Raw genomic sequence first — 17,454 nt, forward strand, 5'->3', positions numbered from 1 at the left:
GCAAAAATGTCAAGTCTTTTTTAACATTAAATTAATTAATCACATGTTTTACTTATTAAAATACAAATGCTAATACAGCTGCTAATACTGCTGCTCCAATTCCAACCATGGCCATGGTATTTGCGGAATTAGCTTTTTCTTCTACTGCATTTATTTTTTCTGTGTTAGCATTAACATTTCCTTCAATTGTAGAAACTTTTGTATTTAAAGAATCAACTGAATCACTTAAATCTAACATATCTTCAACAACCATATCTGCATTATTAAATGCTCTGTAAGCAACTTTCGTTATTGTTTCTAACTTTGTAGAAACCTTGTTTAATTCTTCTGAAAGTTCTTTAACTTTTTCAACATCAGCTTTTTTAGCAATTAAAGCTTTTAATTCTTCATGAGCTTTTACATTTTCACCTGATACATAGTCAAGATCGCTCTGTAATGTTTCTAATTCTTCCCATAAACCATCAATATTTTCTGTGTTTACAGAAACATCATCAGTATTTTTGCTTAATGCATTTTCAAGAGAAGTTACTCTATCCCCTAAATCAAGAACCATGTATTTTGTTTCCAATAATTTTCTTGAAGTTTCACCTTTAAGTTTTGATACATCACTTTTTACTGATAAAGCATCATCTAATTTTTTGTTTAATAATCCCATAACTGTTTCTACTCTTTTTATATCTTCTGCTTTTGCCAATACAGGGTCGTTTTCAATGTAAGTTAATGTGTCTGATAATAATTCAGCAACTTCAGCTTTTGTTAAAACAACATCTGGATTGAAGTTATCTTCCATAGGAAGAATACCTCTGTTTGCTAAATCCATAACGTATTCATATGCCCAGTGATCCTCTGGAACATCAACAAACGCAAATGAATAGATACCAAAAAGTACTAATGCCATTACTAAAAGTGCTTTACGCATACGCTCTACCCCCTCTTTTAAATTTTTGAATTTTAAATAGTTGTTAATACACACTATTTATATTATACTATAAATTTTTTTAATTTTTTACTTTGTTTTGAGGTTAAAAAACCTTCTTTTTCCAATTCTTAGAATGTCATTGTCTTTAATTTCCAATAATTGGAAAGGATCATTGATTTTCGTTTTATTTATTCTAACTCCACCCTGCTTTATTAATCTTTTTGCTTCACTTTTACTTGAAATTGAATTCGTTTTCATTAATAAATCAATAGCTGTTATTTCTTTTTCAACTGTTAATTCTTCCATTTCATCGGGAATATCCTTTTTCTGGAAAACTTTTACAAATTCATTTTGAGCATATTCCGCCTTTTCTTTTCCATGGAAGAATTTTACAATTTCATATGCGAGTTTCATTTTTATGTCTCTTGGATTTACTGAATTTTCTTTCATTTGTTTTTCATATTCTTTTATTTCGTTTTCTGGAACATCTGTGGCAAGTCTCATATACTTCAATATTAATGTGTCAGGAATAGACATTACTTTTCCATACATATCAAATGGTTCATCTTCAAATGCAATGTAATTATCATATGATTTACTCATTTTTAGATGGCCATCTGTTCCCTCAATTATAGGCATTGTTAATACAATTTGTGATTTCTGGCCATATGCTTCCTGAATTTTTCTTCCAACCAATAAATTAAATAATTGATCAGTTCCCCCTATTTCAATGTCAGACTCAACCATTACTGAATCATATGCCTGAGCAAGAGGATATAAAAATTCAGATACGCTAATAGGTTCATTGTTTGCAAGACGTTTGGCAAAATCATCTCTTTCAAGCATTCTTGCAACGGTGTAATGTGAGGAAAGTTTAACTACATCGTGGAATGTCATTTTGTCAAACCATTCACCATTATATCTAACCTCTGTTTTTTCTTTGTCTAAGATTTTAAATGCCTGTTTTTGATAGGATTCTGCATTTTTCTTTACTTCTTCAAGGGTGAGCATAGGTCTTGTTTTTGATCTTCCTGAAGGATCACCAATTCTTGCAGTGAAGTCACCAATGATAAGTACAACTTGATGGCCTAAATCCTGAAATTCTCTTAATTTTTTTAATACTACAGCATGACCAAGATGTAGATCCGGCCTTGATGGATCTACTCCTAATTTAATTCTTAATTTACTTTTTTCTTTAAGTCTTTCCTTTAATTCCTCTTCATTGATTAAATCAACTGTGTTTCTTTTTATTATCTCAAGCTGCTTTTCTACGTCCACTACTTAATCACCTCGCAAGAAGTGCAGTAACTATAAATGAAGAAATCATAAACAATACTCCTGTCCATAATGCCATTTTTGCAGCTGGATCAAATCCTTTTTCTCTACCGAACATTGTATGAGCTGCACCTGAACCAAATGCTCCACCAAGTTCGGCATTTTTCTGCATTCTGTGTAATGCAAAATAGATTAAAGCAATGGATAAAACTATATGTACTATAATGGCTAATACTGTTAATGCTGACACAAAAAATTCCTCCTTTTTTCGTATTCTCAAAAAATATTATACACTAAATCTCTATTTAATTCAAGTTAAAATTAAATTTCAGTTAATTGATATGATTTTTTCTGAAAGAGGTGGATAAAATTTTTTTTGATTTTAAAAGATGTGACATATTATATAAATATAATATTGTTAAAATTTACTTGAAATCATAATAAATAATTTTAGAACGGGGGTGAAAAGATGCCGATTTATAGATATGTTTGTCAGGAATGCGGTCATGAATTTACTGTAATGCATGGAATGAATGAAACTCCTGAAGTTTTTTGTGAAAAATGCGGTGGAGTTGCTAAAAAAGGTATAGGAAGAGTGGGTATTGCATTTAAAGGAAGCGGTTTTTATATAAATGATTCAAAGTCATCTTCAACTTCTAAATCTACGACATCAACAACTGGTAGTAATAGTAAGTAATAAACAAAACGGTCCAGATAAATCTGGACCGTTTTTTAATCCCCCAATAATTTTGTTTTATTATCTTCTCCCCTTGCCACCTCTTTTCTTATCAAGTCTTCTTGAATACTCAGAAAGTTTCCTGTCGCTGTCTTTTAAGAATCTTGAAAGTTTCTTTTCGAATTCTTCATCTTTCTTTTCTTCCTGAGCATCTTCAGTTTTTAAGGAGAGTTCAACTTTTCCGTCTTTTGTTTTTCCGATAATTTTTCCTTCGAGTTCCTGTCCAACCTTTAAAAAGTCTGAGATGTTCTTTACGTAGTCATTTGAAATTTTAGAAATGTGAATAAATCCTTCTTCACCAGATTCTAATGTAACAAAAGCTCCGAATTTTTTAATGTCTTTTACCGTTACTTTCACAGTTTCCCCAAATGCCGTACTTTTAGTCACAAATACTACCTCCATAATAAAGTGATTTATAAATGATTAATATGGGAGGTTAACCTCCCACTTATGAGTTAAGGAATTTAGCATACTTATTCTTAAACTTCTGTACTCTACCTTCTGTGTCGATGATTTGTGAACTTGTTTCACCAAGGTAGAATGGGTGACAGTGTGAACAAACATCAACACGGAAATTATCTTCTGTACTGTAAAGTTGATGTTCTGCTCCACATGCACATTTTACAGTAATAAGCTTCATTTCTGGGTGTATCCCTTTTTTCATGTTATTCACCTCTATATTATAATTTTTTTGTCTGAGCAAATTATAACATATTCTCCTTTCTTAGTCAAGGAAGTATTTATATTTTAATAAACAATTGTATTAAATTTTAATGTAATTCTATTACCAGTATTTCTGGTGATGAGAAAAGCCTTATATTAAACCATGCTCCAAGGCCTCTGTTTATATACATGATTTTATCTTTATCAAGTTCTTTTTTTCCTCTTAAATAAAAGGCATATTTTTTTAGTATTTTTTTTGTTAAATAAGGAATGTATATCTGTCCGCCATGTGTATGACCGGCAAGGATGAGATTTGATTGATCAAAGACTTCTTTGTTATAAAATATTGTGTCTGGGATATGTTCGAGGGTTATTGTGTAGCTTGCCGGTGTTGTGTCGATTCTGGTTATTTGTTTATATATAGGAAGCCCAATTAATTTTAGATTTAATTCTTTTATTTTAAGTATAGTGGTATTGTCATTTATTATGTGAATGTTTTTGTTGTTGTAGGCATTATTTACTTTATTTATATCATAGTAATCCCAATTTCCATATATTAAATAAACAGGTGCAATTTCGCCTAGCAATTTGAAAAAGAGGGTTAAGTCTTTTTGTTCTGTATTTTTTATTATAGAGTCTCCAGTATATAATATTAAGTCAGGATTTTCTTTTTTTATTTCATTTAAAATCTTGTCATGAAAAAATATGTATTTATACATATGCAGATCGGTAATATGTATTATTTTTATATTTCCATTATATTCAGGAATGTCAATGCTGAGATAGCTTTTTTGCAAAGAAAATGGTTCTATTATTATTGAGTATATTGATATAATTATAATTAATGAGATAAAAGCTTTAAAATTCTTCATGTTTTGCTCCTTTCCGTAGATACATCTTAAATTTGTTTTGATAATCATAAATATTCAATTCTAAGATGAGATGATTGATAATGATTGCACAATATCCTGTTTATTATTTTATGTTAAAAATGATAAAATAAAATTACGACAATATTAAATATAGGGGGAGATAGTTATGGACACAGTGACAATTTTAGATTTAGATGGAGAAAAGATTGAAATAAATACAGATACAGTTTTTCCTGTAATGCTCGCAGAAGTTATGTATGAAGGAGATTTAGAGTTGTTAATGGCAGACTTAAAGTCGAATAAGAAGTTAATGAACGAAGCAAAGAAGATAAAAATACTTGCTGATAATATTCCTGGAATTTCTTCAAATTTTGTTACCCAGCCTTTCATTTTCTCCGAATTTCTTGCTTATTTAAAAGAATTTGATTTAAAACCTTCTGATTTTAATCATGCCACGCTTAATGAACTTTATGATATAATTCTTGATTATGCAGACCATCACAATTTCGATGAATTAAAGGAAATTGTCAAGTTTATGATTGAGATCGATCCAAATTATACACCAGCATATGAAATTTTGGGTTCGGTACTTGTTGAAGAGGGTAATCTTGAAGAAGGAAAGAAATATTTGGAATTGGCTGTTAAACAGGATCCATGGAATATAGCAGCATTGTCAGAATTGGGAGAAACATATTTTAATCTTGGGGAATATGAAAAAGCCGCAGAGATCTGGTTAAAAGAAGTTGAGTTAATGCCAGAAAATACGGTAACATATTTTATGATTGCTGACGCATATAGGCAATCAAAGAATTTTAAGAAAGCTGCAAGAATATTGGAGAAATTTTTAAATAAATATCCAAAGAGTATTCTGGCAAAATATGAGTTAATAGATATTTATAGAAAACTTGAAAGAACTATTGAAGCTGATGAATTGCAGGAAGAGATTGCAAATTCCCAGCCTGAATATGTGAGTGATGTTGAAATCTGGGCAAAGGTAATGTTCCAGAATGGAAAGTATGAAAATGTTGAGAAGTTTATTAATAAGTTCCTTGATAAAAATAAAGATTATGAACATTTTAGAATTTTATTGGCTATACCGATGTTAAAAACAGGAAAAAAAGAAGAGGCAAAATTGCTTATTAGGGAAATGAAGGAAAAGTATCCATGGTATTATTATGGTATGAAAAATATTCTGGAGGAGTTGCTTGAAGGTAATGAAAGAGATATTTTACAGGATTAAAGATGAAAATAAAATTAATAATTTATACTTACTCCCGATTTTATCGGGAGCTCTTTTTGTTCTTTTATTATATGGACTTTCAATGGATTTTTTTGTTTATATTATAATAATGATGATAGGAATTATAGACTTTAATACGTTTTTAATACCGGATATTTTAAATTATGCAATTTTATTTTTAGGTGTTATTTTTAGCTTTTCAGCGAAAAATATCTTCGTTGCCATATATTTGTATTTGACATTATGGATATTTGTTAGAAAAGGAAAGTTAGGGAAAGGTGATCAAATACTGCTTGCAGGAATTGGGATGTATTTTGGCGAATCGGTTTTTGATATTATGTTGATTTCCTTGTTGATAGCGTTATTTTATCAATTAAAAAAGGGAAAAGAAAAGGTTCCATATGGATATTTTGTATCCATAGGAACCGCATTATATCTTATTATTAATAAGTTCTATCCATTCTCCATCATTTAAGTTTTCTGGTAAGGTTATATTTCCTATAGCAATTCTTTTGAGATCAATTACTTCAAGCCCAACAGCTTTCATCATACGTTTTACCTGATGAAATTTTCCTTCGGAGATTTTAATTGTAATTTTTTGGTTTTCTACCTTTTCTATTATTGCAGGTTTTGTGGTAAAATCCTTTAATTTGATTCCTTTTTTTAATTTTTCCAATTTTTCTTCAGTAATCTCTCCTTTTACTATTACTTCATAGGTTTTGTAAATGTCTTTTTTGGGAGAAATAATTTTATGTATATATTCACCGTCATTGGTAAGTATTAATAGACCATGTGCATCTTTATCAAGTCTTCCTGCTATTTTTAATTCATTTTTATATGGGTGGTTTATTAATTGAAGGACGTATTTGTCTTTTTTATCGTATGTTGCTGAAAGGTAGCCTTTTGGTTTGTTAATTATAATATAAATGTTTTTGTGTGGTATTATTTTTTTGTTATTGACCGTTATTTCATCGTTTTCTGAGACTTTAAATTCGGGCTTTTTTATTGTTTTACCGTTTACTTTTACAACACCGGCTTTAATAATTTTTTTTACTTCAGAACGTGTCCCAACCTTTGCATTTGCAAGGAATTTATCCAATCTCTCCATTAAAATCTTCCTTTTGTTACCGATGAATATACGTCTTCCAGGGATATTTTCATTTGTCTGAAGGAACATTTTATATTTTTATCTTTTAATAATTTTTCAAATTCATTTATTTTTAATGGAGTTTCTATAATTGCTGTTGTTGAGGAAATAATTTTTAATCCAAGTATATTTTCATTGTTTTTAAGTTCTTCAATATCTTTCAGGTATTCCTGAGATTCCAGCTCTATTTCTATAATGGAGAGTTTGTCTTCAAATTTTTTCATGAGGTTTATCATTTTATCGTATTCAACGATTTTTCCATCAACAATAATAGCAACTTCTGAAGCTATTTGTTCAACTTCCCACATATAATGCGAAGAAATGAGTATTGTCTTTTTGTTTTTAATATTTTCATCCAATATATATTCTCTTATAAATCGAGATGTTTCAACGTCTATAGCTATAGTTGGTTCATCTAAAAGAAGTAATTTTGGATTTTTTATTAAAGAACGGGCTATATTTAATTTTTGTTTATTTCCAGATGAAAGATTTTTTGTGAGTCTGTTTTTATATATTGAAAGTCCAAAATCTTCCAGTAATTCAATTGCTCGTGATTTTAAATCGTCTCTTACATTGCTTATTTTTCCAAATAAAATTAAATTTTCATATGGTGTAAGCTCATCTTCAAGAACTGTGTAGTCTGATACAAGGCTAATAATTTTTCTTACTTTATCCTTTTCTTTTACAACATCATATCCAAATGCTTTAACGCTTCCTGATGAAGGTAATATTAATGTAGAGATGATTTTCATTAAAGTGGATTTTCCTGCACCGTTTGGTCCTAATAATCCGACAATTTTTTGTTCGTCAACTGTAAAGTTTATATTGTTAAGAGCAATCACATCTCCAAATTTTCTTGTTACGTTTTTCATTTCAATGGCTTTTTCCATACTTTATTACCTCACATGTCGTATTTTAAATTCTTTCTTAATCTTCTTTCAAGATCGCGTTTTGCAATATCTTCTCTCTTGTCATATAATTTTTTACCTTTAACGAGAGCTATTTCTACCTTTACAAGCCCTTTGCTATTAATATACATCTTTAGAGGAATTATTGTTAATCCTTTTTCTTTAACTTTTTGATCCAGTTTTAATATTTCATATTTATGCATAAGCAATCTTCTTGGCCTTTCTGGATCGTGATTGAAAACAGAAGCGTTTTTATATTGACTAATATGAGCGTTGTATAAGAAAATTTCCCCTTTTTCTATTTTGCAAAAAGCATCTTTTAAATTTACTCTTCCATCTCTAATGGATTTCACTTCTGAACCCAAAAGTTCTATTCCCGCTTCATATTTTTCAAGAATATGATATTGAAAGGTTGCCTGTTTGTTATTGGCGACTATTTTCATTTATGATCCTCCATTTCTGAGCTTAATTTTTCTGAGAATTCATTTTTCCTTCTTATGGCTCTATTGATTCTTTCAGCGCGTTTTTTACCTATACCCGGAACGTTTATTAATTCATCCATGTTTGCTTTCATTAATGTTTCGAGATTTTTGAATGTTTCAACAACATTTCTTACAATAATTGAAGGTATTCTCGTTGAATATAATAGTCTAAATCCTCTTGGAGTTACAAAGAATTCTTCAAGGTCATTTTCTGTTTCTATATCATACCCAAGTTTTTGAGAGATTAGTTTCATATTTAAAAATTCTTCTGTTTTAAATCCGTCAAATAATTTTAAAGCTTCCTGGGGATATTGGAAATCGAGAAGATCTTTTGAATAATCCATAATTAATGCTCCAAGATATCTTGGAGTGATTCTATATATTTCATTTATTTCCAATTTTGAACTTTCTGCAGCTTCTCCAAGTTCGAGAAGGTATTTTTCTGCTTTTTGAGCTACTTTTAATGTCATGAATCCTTTTGATATTGCTTCAACAACTGTGGATAATATTACCCTGTTTTCCATTTCTGCAATATTAATTTCTGAAAGCAATTCAAAGAAGCTTTGCTTATATCTTTGTGCAACGGCTATTTCCTGGTTTAAACGAGGAAGGATTATAGTTTCTGGATATAGTACCCTGCTGTTTGTACCGTAATATATTGAAACCTGATTTCTTCTTTTTGAAACTGCTATGAGTATTTCATCTGTTTGTTTTGCCATTCTTTCTGCCGTTCTATGCCTCATGCCAGTTTGAAAACTCGGAATATTACTTGAAGGATTTAATTGAGCATTTGCATATAAGATTTTTGTGGCATCTTTATTTAAAACAATTGCTCCATCCATTTTTGCAAGTTCATACATTCTCTCCGGCTCAAATTCTGTATCTATAACAAAACCAAGCTGGATTAATCCTTTGCTTAAATGTTCTTCTGCATTATCAGTTAAGAAAATTAGGGCTCCTAAATTAGCTGAAATTATAAGGTCTATTCCATCCCTTAATTTTTTACCAGGAGCAAGTAATGAAAGTATGTCTGTAATGTCGTTTTTTGGAGTCATTATATCACCTGCCTTATGCAAAGAATCTTTTTACTAATTCACTGAGATTTGAAATTTTTATGTGTTCATTATTTTTAATCTTCTTAGAATTTGGTATTACAATATAATCAATTCCTAATTTTTTTGAAAATTCAATTCTTTTTTCAAGATTGTTTATATTTCTTATATTTCCATCAAGTCCTATTTCTCCCATTACAACAATAGAACCGCCAGTTGATATATCAAATAGCGAAGAAAGCAATGCGTATGCAATTGCTAAATCACTTGAAGTATCGGAAATTTTAAATCCTCCCGATGTACTTAAAAATATATCTTTTGATTCAATTGGAAGCCTCAATCTCTTGCTTAAAACTGCTATAATCATTAGTAGTCTATCTAAAGGGGCACCTGAGGTTACACGCCTTGGGTTTCCATATACAGGTTTGCTAACCAGTGCCTGTATTTCTATTGGAATTAATTTGCTTCCTTCCTTTACAATTGTCAAAACATTTCCAGAAGCAGTTTTATAATCTTTAAGAAAATAATTTGTATATTCAGATATTGGAATTAATCCTTTTTGTGTCATTTCAAACATTAATAGTTCGTCAGTGGGACCATATCTGTTTTTTAAAATTCTAAGCATTCTTAAACCAGAAGTTTTTTCCAGTTCAAATTGTAAAACAGCATCAACCATATGTTCTAAAACCTTTGGTCCGGCGATAATGCCGCCTTTTGTTACATGGCCCACTATTATAAGCGTGATGCCCTTCTTTTTACAATATTCGGATAAATAACGTGTAACTTCTTTTACCTGAAGAATACTCCCGGCAAAAGAAGAAAAATTTTCTGATTTTAATGTTTGTATTGAATCTATTATTAACATAGTTGGTTTTTCTTCTAATTTTTCAATTACAGATATTATCCGTTCAAGTGAATTTTCAAAGATTAAGCCAATTTTACTTCCATCTTTTTTTATTCCCAGTCGTTTAAATCGCTGAAATACCTGTTCTGCAGATTCTTCTCCGGAAACGTATATTACCATATTTTCACTACCAACAGATGAGGATATTTGTGTAAGTAAAGTGCTTTTTCCTATGCCAGGTTCACCGGCTAATAGATATACACCACTTTCAACAAAACCGCCATTTAAGACTTCGTCTAATTCTTTGAATCCTGTTTTTAATTTTTCCGGTTCGTTTATTTCATCGTCTAAAAATAGCAATTCTGTTGGTTCTGTTTTTATGTTTATGTTTGCTTTATCATCAAAAAGATCCGCGGTAAATTCTACCGCGGTATTCCATTCATTACATGAAGGACATTTTGCAAACCATTTTGTTGATTCGTATCCACAATTAGAACAAACAAAGTAATTTTGTCTCTTTTTACTCATTATGACACCTTCTGTTTTGGTTTAGAACTTCGTCCTTTTTTAAAGTGTATTTCGCCGTTTTTAGTATCTATTATTATTTTGTCTCCTTCTTTAAATCTTCCTCTTAATATTTCTTCTGAAAGCGGATCTTCAAGATATCTTTGAATGGCTCTTTTTAGAGGTCTTGCGCCAAAGATAGGATCGAATCCTTTTTCAATTAATAATTCTACAGCTGAATCTTTTATTTTAATGTGTAAGTCCTTTTCTTTAAGTCTTTTTTCAAGATCATTTAATTGAATTTTTATAATTTCTTTCATATGTTCTTTGGTTAATGGATGGAATACTACTGTTTCATCAAGTCTGTTTAAGAATTCAGGTTTAAAGGCTTTTCTAACTTCTTCCATTACAGATAGTTTTATTTCTTTGTATTTTTTCTCTTCTGATTCTTCATCGACAAATCCCATTGAACGTTTTGATTTATTAATTGATTCACTTCCAAGATTACTTGTCATGATAATTATAGAGTTTCTAAAGTCCACAATTCTTCCCTGTGAATCAGTTAATCTTCCATCATCCATTATCTGTAATAATAAGTTATATACATCAGGATGTGCCTTTTCTATTTCGTCAAGAAGTATTACAGAATATGGTCTTCTTCTTACAGCCTCTGTAAGCTGACCTCCTTCTTCATATCCAACATATCCTGGAGGTGCTCCAACAAGTCTTGAAACATTGAATTTTTCCATGTATTCAGACATATCAATTCTAACAAGTGCCTTTTCATCTCCGAAAAGATATTCAGCAATTGTTTTTGCCAATTCTGTTTTACCAACTCCTGTTGGTCCAAGGAATAAAAATACTCCTGTTGGTCTTTTTGGATCTTTGATTCCGCTTCTTGCTCTTCTAATTGCCTTGGAAACGGCTTTTATTGCATCATCCTGACCAATAACTCTTTCGTGTAATACAGCTTCAAGATTAAGCAATCTTTCCATTTCAGACATTTCAAGCTTTTTAAGTGGAACGCCAGTCCAATCAGAAACAACTTCAGATATATGTTCATCTGTGATTTCTATAATTTCCTTTTCGGCTTTTTCGCGCCATTCTTTATATTTCTTTTTGTATTTTGATTTTAATTTTACCAATTCTGTTTTTATTTCTTCTATTTTGTCATACTCATCATTTTGAGCGTAATAATCTTTTTTGTTTTCAAGCTCAGAAATTTTATTTAGCATCTTTTTAAGATTTGCTGGTAATGTTAAAGCATTTAATCTGGATCGTGCACCAGCTTCATCTATTAAATCAACAGCTTTATCCGGTAAAAATCTATCTGTAATATACCTTAGTGAAAGATTTACAGCAGCTTCAATTGCTTCATTTGTATATTTTACCTTATGATGTTCTTCGTATTTTGATTTTATTCCTTTTAAGATTTCAATTGCTTCTTCATATGTTGGTTCATTTACATATATTTTCTGGAATCTTCTTTCCAATGCAGGATCTTTTTCTATAAATTTTCTATACTCTGAAGGTGTGGTTGCACCGATTATAGTTATATCTCCACTTGCTAAAGCTGGTTTTAAAACATTTGCAGCGTCCATTGAAGATCCTTCTGCAGCTCCAGCTTCAACTATCATATGCAATTCGTCTATAAATAAGATTATGTCTTTATTTTTTTCAAGAATTTGCATTAATTTTTTCATTCTTTTTTCAAATTCTCCACGGTATTTTGTTCCAGCAACAAGTGAGGTTAAATCAAGCGAGAAAATACTTTTATTTTTTAATACTTCTGGAACATCCCCTTTTACAATCCTTTCGGCTAATCCTTCAACTATTGCACTTTTTCCCACACCAGCTTCACCAATTAAAACAGGGTTGTTCTTTTTTCTCCTTGCAAGAATTTCCATTACTCTTCTAATTTCAACTTCTCTTCCTATAATAGGATCGAGCAGATTTTTAGCAGCTTTTTCGGTGAGATCAGAACCATATCCTTCTAATTGTTTTATGGCATTTTGCTTTTGTCTTAATTTTTCTTCATTTTCTTCTTCAAACATAGTAATATCAGTTTCTTCGTTTTTTTCTTTATTCATCATTAAATCGGCAAGTTTTTTTCTCATTTCAACAAGATTTATGCCTATTCTTCTTAAAACATGTGCAGCAATACCTTCGCCTTCTCTACAAATGCCAAGTAATAGATGTTCAGCATCAATTTGCGTTGTTCCTAAGATTTCTGATTCATCGTATGCTAATTCAATAATTCTTTTTGCTCTTGGAGTTGGCTGTGGTGAAGCGCCAACAATATTATGAGTAGCATTTACACCAACGATATTAGTTATTTCGGCTTTTATTTTTCCATATGTAAGATTGTAATATGAGAATATTTGAGAAAGATATTTTCCTCCAACTTTTAATAAGCCAAGTAATAAATGTTCAGTTCCAACATATGGATGGCCCATAAATCTTGCTTCATTTTGTGCTTCGATAAATACTTTTGCAGCTCTATCTGTAAAATTATCAAACATATTATCACCTCCGTTTTGCGAATCACTATTAATTCTAACACATTTTATGAAAATTATGAAGTTCTTTCAGTAAAATTTGTGTTTAACATACAAAAATATCAAAAAAAATAATATATGATAAAATTTATCCAATTCTACTTATAAAAACGTTTTTAAACCTTAAAAAATATTTCAAGTATATTTTAAAATAAAGGAGTTTAATTACGATAGACTATTCTATCAATTGGAGGCGATATGATGTCAGAGCTCTTGGTCTTGGGAATCACTATTGTGGCGTATTATTTTATTATTTTTGCAAGAAATGTAAAAAAATCGATTATTACTTTTTTCTTTGGAACGTTATTATTTATATTAAAACCTGTTGAAGGACTTGAATTTGAAAATGTTGGTAACATAGTTAGTTTTGAAACACTTGGTATTTTACTTGGTATGATGATTATTGTAGAAATTTTAAAAGAAAGTGGTTTTTTTACATTTGTTGCAATTAATGCCATAAAAATGAGCAGGTATAAATTCTGGGTTGTTATTTTTCTTATTATGCTTGTTATAGCTTTATTTTCTGCTTTTCTTGATAATCTTATAACCATTATGCTTATGGCTCCAATTATCTTCTTGATTGCTGATACTTTAGAAGTTAACCCCATACCATTTTTAATGTTATCCATTTATATAGATAATATTGGCGGTATGAGCACATTGATAGGTAGTCCTTTAAATATTGTTCTTGGATCAATTGGTGAATTGGATTTCGCCACGTTTTTAGGTAAAATGCTTCCAATAACAGCTATTTCGTTCTTAAGTGTATTATTTATATTTAAGGTTACAAATAAAGTGGATTCAAAGGTGTATAATCAGAGATTAAAAGAAAAGCTTTCAACTATTGATCCTACAAAAGCAATTGAAAATAAATCATTAATGTATAAGGGGATTATTGTTTTTGCAATAGTTCTGGCAGGGTTTATGTTTCACTCAGCTATAAATATAGATCTTGCATTAATTGCTGTTATTGGTGCATTGACATTGATGTTATTAACCCAAAAAGATTTTGAAAGTATGTCAAAAGATTTAGATTGGGACACAATGTTCTTTTATGCAGGATTATTTACTATAGCTTATTCTCTTGAAGAGATTGGTGTTACTCAGGCAATTGCACATTTATTTGATCCGTTAATGGGAACACCAAAAGTATTAATGATAGTTATAGCATGGATTTCAGCGTTTACTATTCCGTTTTTAAGTGCAGTTCCAGGGACATTAATTATGGCACCTGTTATAAAATTACTTGTAATGAATGGAGCGCCATTTGATTTGTGGTATGCATATGCAATAGGGGCAAACCTTGGAACAAACCTAACACCGCTTGGAGCAGTACAAAATCTTGTAGGTGTTTCATTATTAGAAAAAAACTACCAGAAAACCATAACCTTTGCCGAATATATGAAAATGTCTGTGCTTCCAGTTTTGATACCTTTAATCCTCGGAACAGCATATTTAATATTTTTCTTTTAAATATTATAAAAATGAATTAGGTTGTCCAATAATTAAAAACACTCAAACCTTGATTGCTAATCTTCAAAAATTAATTAAAGTCAACCTCAGGGTTGGCTTTTTTATTTAGTTCATTTTTCTATGATATAATATTTTAGTAAAATAACTTTTATTCTATATATGTATAATTAATATAACTCTTGTTATGGGAGTGATAAGTATGAATAAAGTTATCTTTGAGAAAAAAATAAATAGTATTCAATTTCAGATTGTTGTTGGTGATTTAACAAAAGAAGATGTAGATGCAATTGTTAATGCAGCTAATTCTTATCTTTCACATGGTGGCGGGGTTGCAGCAGCAATTGTGAGAGCAGGAGGATATATTATTCAAAAAGAAAGCGATGAATTGGTAAAAAAGAATGGTATAATTAAAACTGGAAATGTTGGAGTAACTTCAGGTGGTAATTTAAAGGCAAAATATGTAATTCATGCTGTTGGACCGGTATGGCATGACGGCAATGAAAATGAAGAAGAATTATTATATAATGCAATATATAATTCGTTAAAAAAAGCCAATGAGTTAAATATAAAATCCATATCATTTCCTGCGATAAGTTCAGGTATTTTTGGATATCCTTTTGATAAAGCCTGCGATGTTTATAAAAAGGCTATTGAAGATTTTTCAAAGGAATTTAACCAACCAAATTTAATCCGTTTTTGCTTTATAGATGCCACAAGGGCTCAACGATTTTCTAAAATATTTTAATATGTATAGTATCTGGAGGTTATAATGGCAACTTTAAAAATTAGACCGGAAAAAAAACCCATAAAAAAGAAAAGAAATACTTTATCCGAACATTTAAAAACAATAAAAGCACAAAAAAGCGATGAAGAAAAAATTCATAAGGAATTAAAAAAACTTTCGTTTTCCTCAAATGCTGGAGTTGGATGGTTGAAAATTGTATTTTCCAGCTTTAATTTTTTAATTTCGTTGTTTTTAATTTCAATAATTCTTTTTATAAATTTTGAAAAAGAATTACTTCAAAGTATGCTTGGAACGCATTTTTCTTTTGAAACAAAAGGGATAATGATTCTGGGTATATTGTTTTTATTATATAGTATAATTGAACAATTTAATGCTATTTATTATTTAAAAGAATCTTTAAAATGGTATAGAATAACCTGTATTTTAAAGTTTATAGTTTCGTTATTGATGATTTTTTCTATTGTTTATTTGATATCGAAAAGCGGAATTCAATGGTTTGGTATATCGTTATTTGGAAATACAACGCTTGGTAAAAATAAGTTATTTTATATTCCGAGTATTGTATATCTTACATATTCAATATATCTTTCTCTTTTATCGTATTATGATTTATTAAAGTAAATAAATAATTAAAAATAAAATGACTATAGGAGGTTGTTGCAATGGTAAAACAGGAATATGATGTTGTAATTATTGGAGGAGTAGCAGCTGGAACAAGTGCCGCTGCAAGTGCAAAAAGAGGTAATAAAGACTTAAAAATTGCTATATTTCAAAAAGAACCATATATTTCATATGGTGGATGTGGATTGCCATATGTAATTAGTGGCGACGTAAAATCTCCAGAAGCAGTAATAGCTTTAACACCAGAAACATTTAAAGAAAAAAAAGGTGCAGATGTATTTGTAAATCATGAAGTATATGAAGTTGATTTTTCAAATAAGATTTTATATGTAAAATCAGGTGATGAAGAAAAAGAGGTTTCATATAAAAAGCTGGTTATTTCAACAGGTGCTTCACCAATAATTCCTGATTTTAAAGCATGGGGAGAAGAAGGAATATTTAAATTAAGAAATCCTGATGATGCAGCTTCAATTTTAAAATTTATAAATGAAAAAAGTCCAGAAACGGCAATTGTTATTGGTGGAGGATTTATAGGTGTTGAAACAGCAGAAGCTTTAAAATCACATGGTATAGAAATTACAATAATTGAAGGAATGGATCATTTATTGGGAAGTATTGAGCCAGAAATTCATGAAGAGTTTAAAACAGCAATTGAATCAAAAGGTGTAAAACTTGTATTTAATACCTTTGCAAAAGATATTATAAAAGAAAACGGTAAATTTAAAGTATTAACCGATGAAAATACATATGAAGCAGATATGGTAATTGTTTCAATTGGAGTTAGACCAAATACGGCATTTTTACAGGGTAAAGGATTGGAAATGGCTAAAAATGGTGCTATTATAGTTAATAACAAAATGGAAACCAATATAAAAGACGTATATAGCGCAGGAGATTGTGCAACTGTAAATCATTTTATAACAAATGAAAATGTATATATTCCACTTGGAACAACAGCTAATAAACAGGGAAGAATTGCAGGTAAAAATATTTCAGGAGGCAATGACTCATTTATAGGTGTTGTTGGTTCATTAATTACTAAATTTGAAGATATTGAGTATGCAAAGACAGGTTTAACACTTAAAGAAGCGCTTGAAAAAGGATTTGATGCTGAAGCAGTTGTTATAAAATCAGGTAGTAAAGCACATTATTATAAAGGTTCAAAGAAAATATTAATGAAATTGGTTTTCGAAAAGAAAACAGGAAGGATTTTAGGCGCTCAATTTGTAGGTGGCGAAATTCATCCAAGATTAAATGCAATAACTTCATTAATATATAATAACGGTACAGTTGATATGTTAAGAAATATGGACTTAGCATATTCACCACCGTTCTCACCAGTTTGGGATATTGATTTAGTTGCAGCTACTCAGGCAATGAAAAAAATATAAAAAATAAAAAAATAATATGGAGGG

19 protein-coding genes are annotated in these 17,454 nt (G+C 30.0%); 7 read left to right on the top strand and 12 right to left on the bottom strand.

Annotated features, from left to right (window positions below):
- Positions 1 to 55: 55 nt before the first annotated feature.
- From MARPI_RS08505 to secG, 3 genes are all read right to left on the bottom strand, one after another.
- Positions 56 to 919 carry an S-layer homology domain-containing protein gene (locus MARPI_RS08505; protein ID WP_014297188.1) on the bottom strand — a complete coding sequence of 288 codons (864 nt, stop codon included), beginning with the start codon at positions 917 to 919 and terminating at the stop codon, positions 56 to 58.
- 87 nt (positions 920 to 1,006) lie between these two features.
- Entirely contained in the window at positions 1,007 to 2,197 is a 1,191-nt protein-coding gene (gene tyrS / locus MARPI_RS08510) for a tyrosine--tRNA ligase (protein ID WP_014297189.1), read from the bottom strand.
- A 7-nt stretch (positions 2,198 to 2,204) separates the two neighbouring features.
- Positions 2,205 to 2,444 (bottom strand): preprotein translocase subunit SecG, encoded by a 240-nt coding sequence (secG, locus tag MARPI_RS08515; RefSeq protein WP_014297190.1) that lies wholly within the window; start codon positions 2,442 to 2,444, stop codon positions 2,205 to 2,207.
- 219 nt (positions 2,445 to 2,663) lie between these two features.
- Between secG and MARPI_RS08520 the strand changes: the two genes are divergently transcribed.
- A complete protein-coding gene (locus MARPI_RS08520) occupies positions 2,664 to 2,891 on the top strand; it encodes an FmdB family zinc ribbon protein (protein ID WP_014297191.1) in 228 nt (75 codons plus the stop codon).
- Between the two features lie 60 nt (positions 2,892 to 2,951).
- On the opposite strand, the gene MARPI_RS08525 is transcribed toward MARPI_RS08520, so the two are convergent.
- From MARPI_RS08525 to MARPI_RS10820, 3 genes are all read right to left on the bottom strand, one after another.
- On the bottom strand, positions 2,952 to 3,332 hold the full coding sequence (locus MARPI_RS08525; RefSeq protein ID WP_050899165.1) for a S1 RNA-binding domain-containing protein: 381 nt from the start codon (positions 3,330 to 3,332) through the stop codon (positions 2,952 to 2,954).
- A 46-nt stretch (positions 3,333 to 3,378) separates the two neighbouring features.
- Positions 3,379 to 3,594, bottom strand: a complete 216-nt coding sequence (rpmE, locus tag MARPI_RS08530) for a 50S ribosomal protein L31 (RefSeq protein ID WP_014297193.1) — start codon at positions 3,592 to 3,594, stop codon at positions 3,379 to 3,381.
- 106 nt (positions 3,595 to 3,700) lie between these two features.
- Positions 3,701 to 4,465 carry a metallophosphoesterase gene (locus MARPI_RS10820; protein WP_014297194.1) on the bottom strand — a complete coding sequence of 255 codons (765 nt, stop codon included), beginning with the start codon at positions 4,463 to 4,465 and terminating at the stop codon, positions 3,701 to 3,703.
- Positions 4,466 to 4,631: 166 nt separating this feature from the next.
- On the opposite strand from MARPI_RS10820, the gene MARPI_RS08540 reads away from it, so the two are divergent.
- A complete protein-coding gene (locus MARPI_RS08540; RefSeq protein ID WP_014297195.1) occupies positions 4,632 to 5,705 on the top strand; it encodes a tetratricopeptide repeat protein in 1,074 nt (357 codons plus the stop codon).
- A complete protein-coding gene (locus tag MARPI_RS08545) occupies positions 5,680 to 6,180 on the top strand; it encodes a prepilin peptidase (protein ID WP_148265166.1) in 501 nt (166 codons plus the stop codon). Before MARPI_RS08540 ends, MARPI_RS08545 begins: the two co-directional genes overlap by 26 nt.
- On the opposite strand, the gene MARPI_RS08550 is transcribed toward MARPI_RS08545, so the two are convergent.
- Genes MARPI_RS08550 through MARPI_RS08575 form a run of 6 tightly spaced genes read right to left on the bottom strand, consistent with a single transcriptional unit; the run spans position 6,136 to position 13,164 of the window.
- A complete protein-coding gene (locus MARPI_RS08550) occupies positions 6,136 to 6,813 on the bottom strand; it encodes a pseudouridine synthase (RefSeq protein ID WP_014297197.1) in 678 nt (225 codons plus the stop codon). The two genes, MARPI_RS08545 and MARPI_RS08550, sit on opposite strands and share 45 nt — an antisense overlap.
- Positions 6,813 to 7,742 carry an ABC transporter ATP-binding protein gene (locus MARPI_RS08555; protein ID WP_014297198.1) on the bottom strand — a complete coding sequence of 310 codons (930 nt, stop codon included), beginning with the start codon at positions 7,740 to 7,742 and terminating at the stop codon, positions 6,813 to 6,815. Before MARPI_RS08555 ends, MARPI_RS08550 begins: the two co-directional genes overlap by 1 nt.
- Positions 7,743 to 7,753: 11 nt before the next feature.
- Positions 7,754 to 8,203 carry an SsrA-binding protein SmpB gene (smpB, locus tag MARPI_RS08560; protein ID WP_014297199.1) on the bottom strand — a complete coding sequence of 150 codons (450 nt, stop codon included), beginning with the start codon at positions 8,201 to 8,203 and terminating at the stop codon, positions 7,754 to 7,756.
- Complete coding sequence (disA, locus tag MARPI_RS08565; protein ID WP_014297200.1) at positions 8,200 to 9,297, bottom strand: DNA integrity scanning diadenylate cyclase DisA; 1,098 nt, start codon at positions 9,295 to 9,297, stop codon at positions 8,200 to 8,202. The genes smpB and disA overlap by 4 nt, the downstream gene beginning before the upstream one ends.
- Before the next feature lie 13 nt (positions 9,298 to 9,310).
- Complete coding sequence (gene radA / locus MARPI_RS08570; RefSeq protein ID WP_014297201.1) at positions 9,311 to 10,666, bottom strand: DNA repair protein RadA; 1,356 nt, start codon at positions 10,664 to 10,666, stop codon at positions 9,311 to 9,313.
- Positions 10,666 to 13,164, bottom strand: a complete 2,499-nt coding sequence (locus MARPI_RS08575; protein ID WP_014297202.1) for an ATP-dependent Clp protease ATP-binding subunit — start codon at positions 13,162 to 13,164, stop codon at positions 10,666 to 10,668. Before MARPI_RS08575 ends, radA begins: the two co-directional genes overlap by 1 nt.
- Before the next feature lie 237 nt (positions 13,165 to 13,401).
- Here MARPI_RS08575 and MARPI_RS08580 point away from each other — a divergent pair, with 237 nt between their 5' ends.
- The 4 genes from MARPI_RS08580 (at position 13,402) to MARPI_RS08595 (ending at position 17,430) form a co-directional block, all read left to right on the top strand.
- Positions 13,402 to 14,673 (top strand): ArsB/NhaD family transporter, encoded by a 1,272-nt coding sequence (locus MARPI_RS08580; protein ID WP_014297203.1) that lies wholly within the window; start codon positions 13,402 to 13,404, stop codon positions 14,671 to 14,673.
- Positions 14,674 to 14,872: 199 nt separating this feature from the next.
- On the top strand, positions 14,873 to 15,418 hold the full coding sequence (locus tag MARPI_RS08585; RefSeq protein ID WP_014297204.1) for a macro domain-containing protein: 546 nt from the start codon (positions 14,873 to 14,875) through the stop codon (positions 15,416 to 15,418).
- 24 nt (positions 15,419 to 15,442) lie between these two features.
- Entirely contained in the window at positions 15,443 to 16,039 is a 597-nt protein-coding gene (locus MARPI_RS08590) for a hypothetical protein (protein ID WP_014297205.1), read from the top strand.
- 41 nt (positions 16,040 to 16,080) lie between these two features.
- A complete protein-coding gene (locus tag MARPI_RS08595) occupies positions 16,081 to 17,430 on the top strand; it encodes an FAD-dependent oxidoreductase (protein WP_014297206.1) in 1,350 nt (449 codons plus the stop codon).
- Positions 17,431 to 17,454: the final 24 nt, after the last annotated feature.

Source organism: Marinitoga piezophila KA3 (genome assembly GCF_000255135.1).
Taxonomy (GTDB): domain Bacteria; phylum Thermotogota; class Thermotogae; order Petrotogales; family Petrotogaceae; genus Marinitoga; species Marinitoga piezophila.

Bases quoted from the DNA above. Each gene is read 5' to 3' on its own strand.
- MARPI_RS08505 (WP_014297188.1), bottom strand. From the start codon at position 919: ATGCGTAAAGCACTTTTAGTAATGGCATTAGTACTTTTTGGTATCTAT.
- MARPI_RS08520 (WP_014297191.1), top strand. From the start codon at position 2,664: ATGCCGATTTATAGATATGTTTGTCAGGAATGCGGTCATGAATTTACT.
- MARPI_RS08525 (WP_050899165.1), bottom strand. From the start codon at position 3,332: ATGGAGGTAGTATTTGTGACTAAAAGTACGGCATTTGGGGAAACTGTG.
- rpmE (WP_014297193.1), bottom strand. From the start codon at position 3,594: ATGAAAAAAGGGATACACCCAGAAATGAAGCTTATTACTGTAAAATGT.
- MARPI_RS10820 (WP_014297194.1), bottom strand. From the start codon at position 4,465: ATGAAGAATTTTAAAGCTTTTATCTCATTAATTATAATTATATCAATA.
- MARPI_RS08540 (WP_014297195.1), top strand. From the start codon at position 4,632: ATGGACACAGTGACAATTTTAGATTTAGATGGAGAAAAGATTGAAATA.
- MARPI_RS08545 (WP_148265166.1), top strand. From the start codon at position 5,680: ATGAAAGAGATATTTTACAGGATTAAAGATGAAAATAAAATTAATAAT.
- MARPI_RS08550 (WP_014297197.1), bottom strand. From the start codon at position 6,813: ATGGAGAGATTGGATAAATTCCTTGCAAATGCAAAGGTTGGGACACGT.
- MARPI_RS08555 (WP_014297198.1), bottom strand. From the start codon at position 7,742: ATGGAAAAAGCCATTGAAATGAAAAACGTAACAAGAAAATTTGGAGAT.
- smpB (WP_014297199.1), bottom strand. From the start codon at position 8,203: ATGAAAATAGTCGCCAATAACAAACAGGCAACCTTTCAATATCATATT.
- disA (WP_014297200.1), bottom strand. From the start codon at position 9,297: ATGACTCCAAAAAACGACATTACAGACATACTTTCATTACTTGCTCCT.
- radA (WP_014297201.1), bottom strand. From the start codon at position 10,666: ATGAGTAAAAAGAGACAAAATTACTTTGTTTGTTCTAATTGTGGATAC.
- MARPI_RS08575 (WP_014297202.1), bottom strand. From the start codon at position 13,164: ATGTTTGATAATTTTACAGATAGAGCTGCAAAAGTATTTATCGAAGCA.
- MARPI_RS08580 (WP_014297203.1), top strand. From the start codon at position 13,402: ATGTCAGAGCTCTTGGTCTTGGGAATCACTATTGTGGCGTATTATTTT.
- MARPI_RS08585 (WP_014297204.1), top strand. From the start codon at position 14,873: ATGAATAAAGTTATCTTTGAGAAAAAAATAAATAGTATTCAATTTCAG.
- MARPI_RS08590 (WP_014297205.1), top strand. From the start codon at position 15,443: ATGGCAACTTTAAAAATTAGACCGGAAAAAAAACCCATAAAAAAGAAA.
- MARPI_RS08595 (WP_014297206.1), top strand. From the start codon at position 16,081: ATGGTAAAACAGGAATATGATGTTGTAATTATTGGAGGAGTAGCAGCT.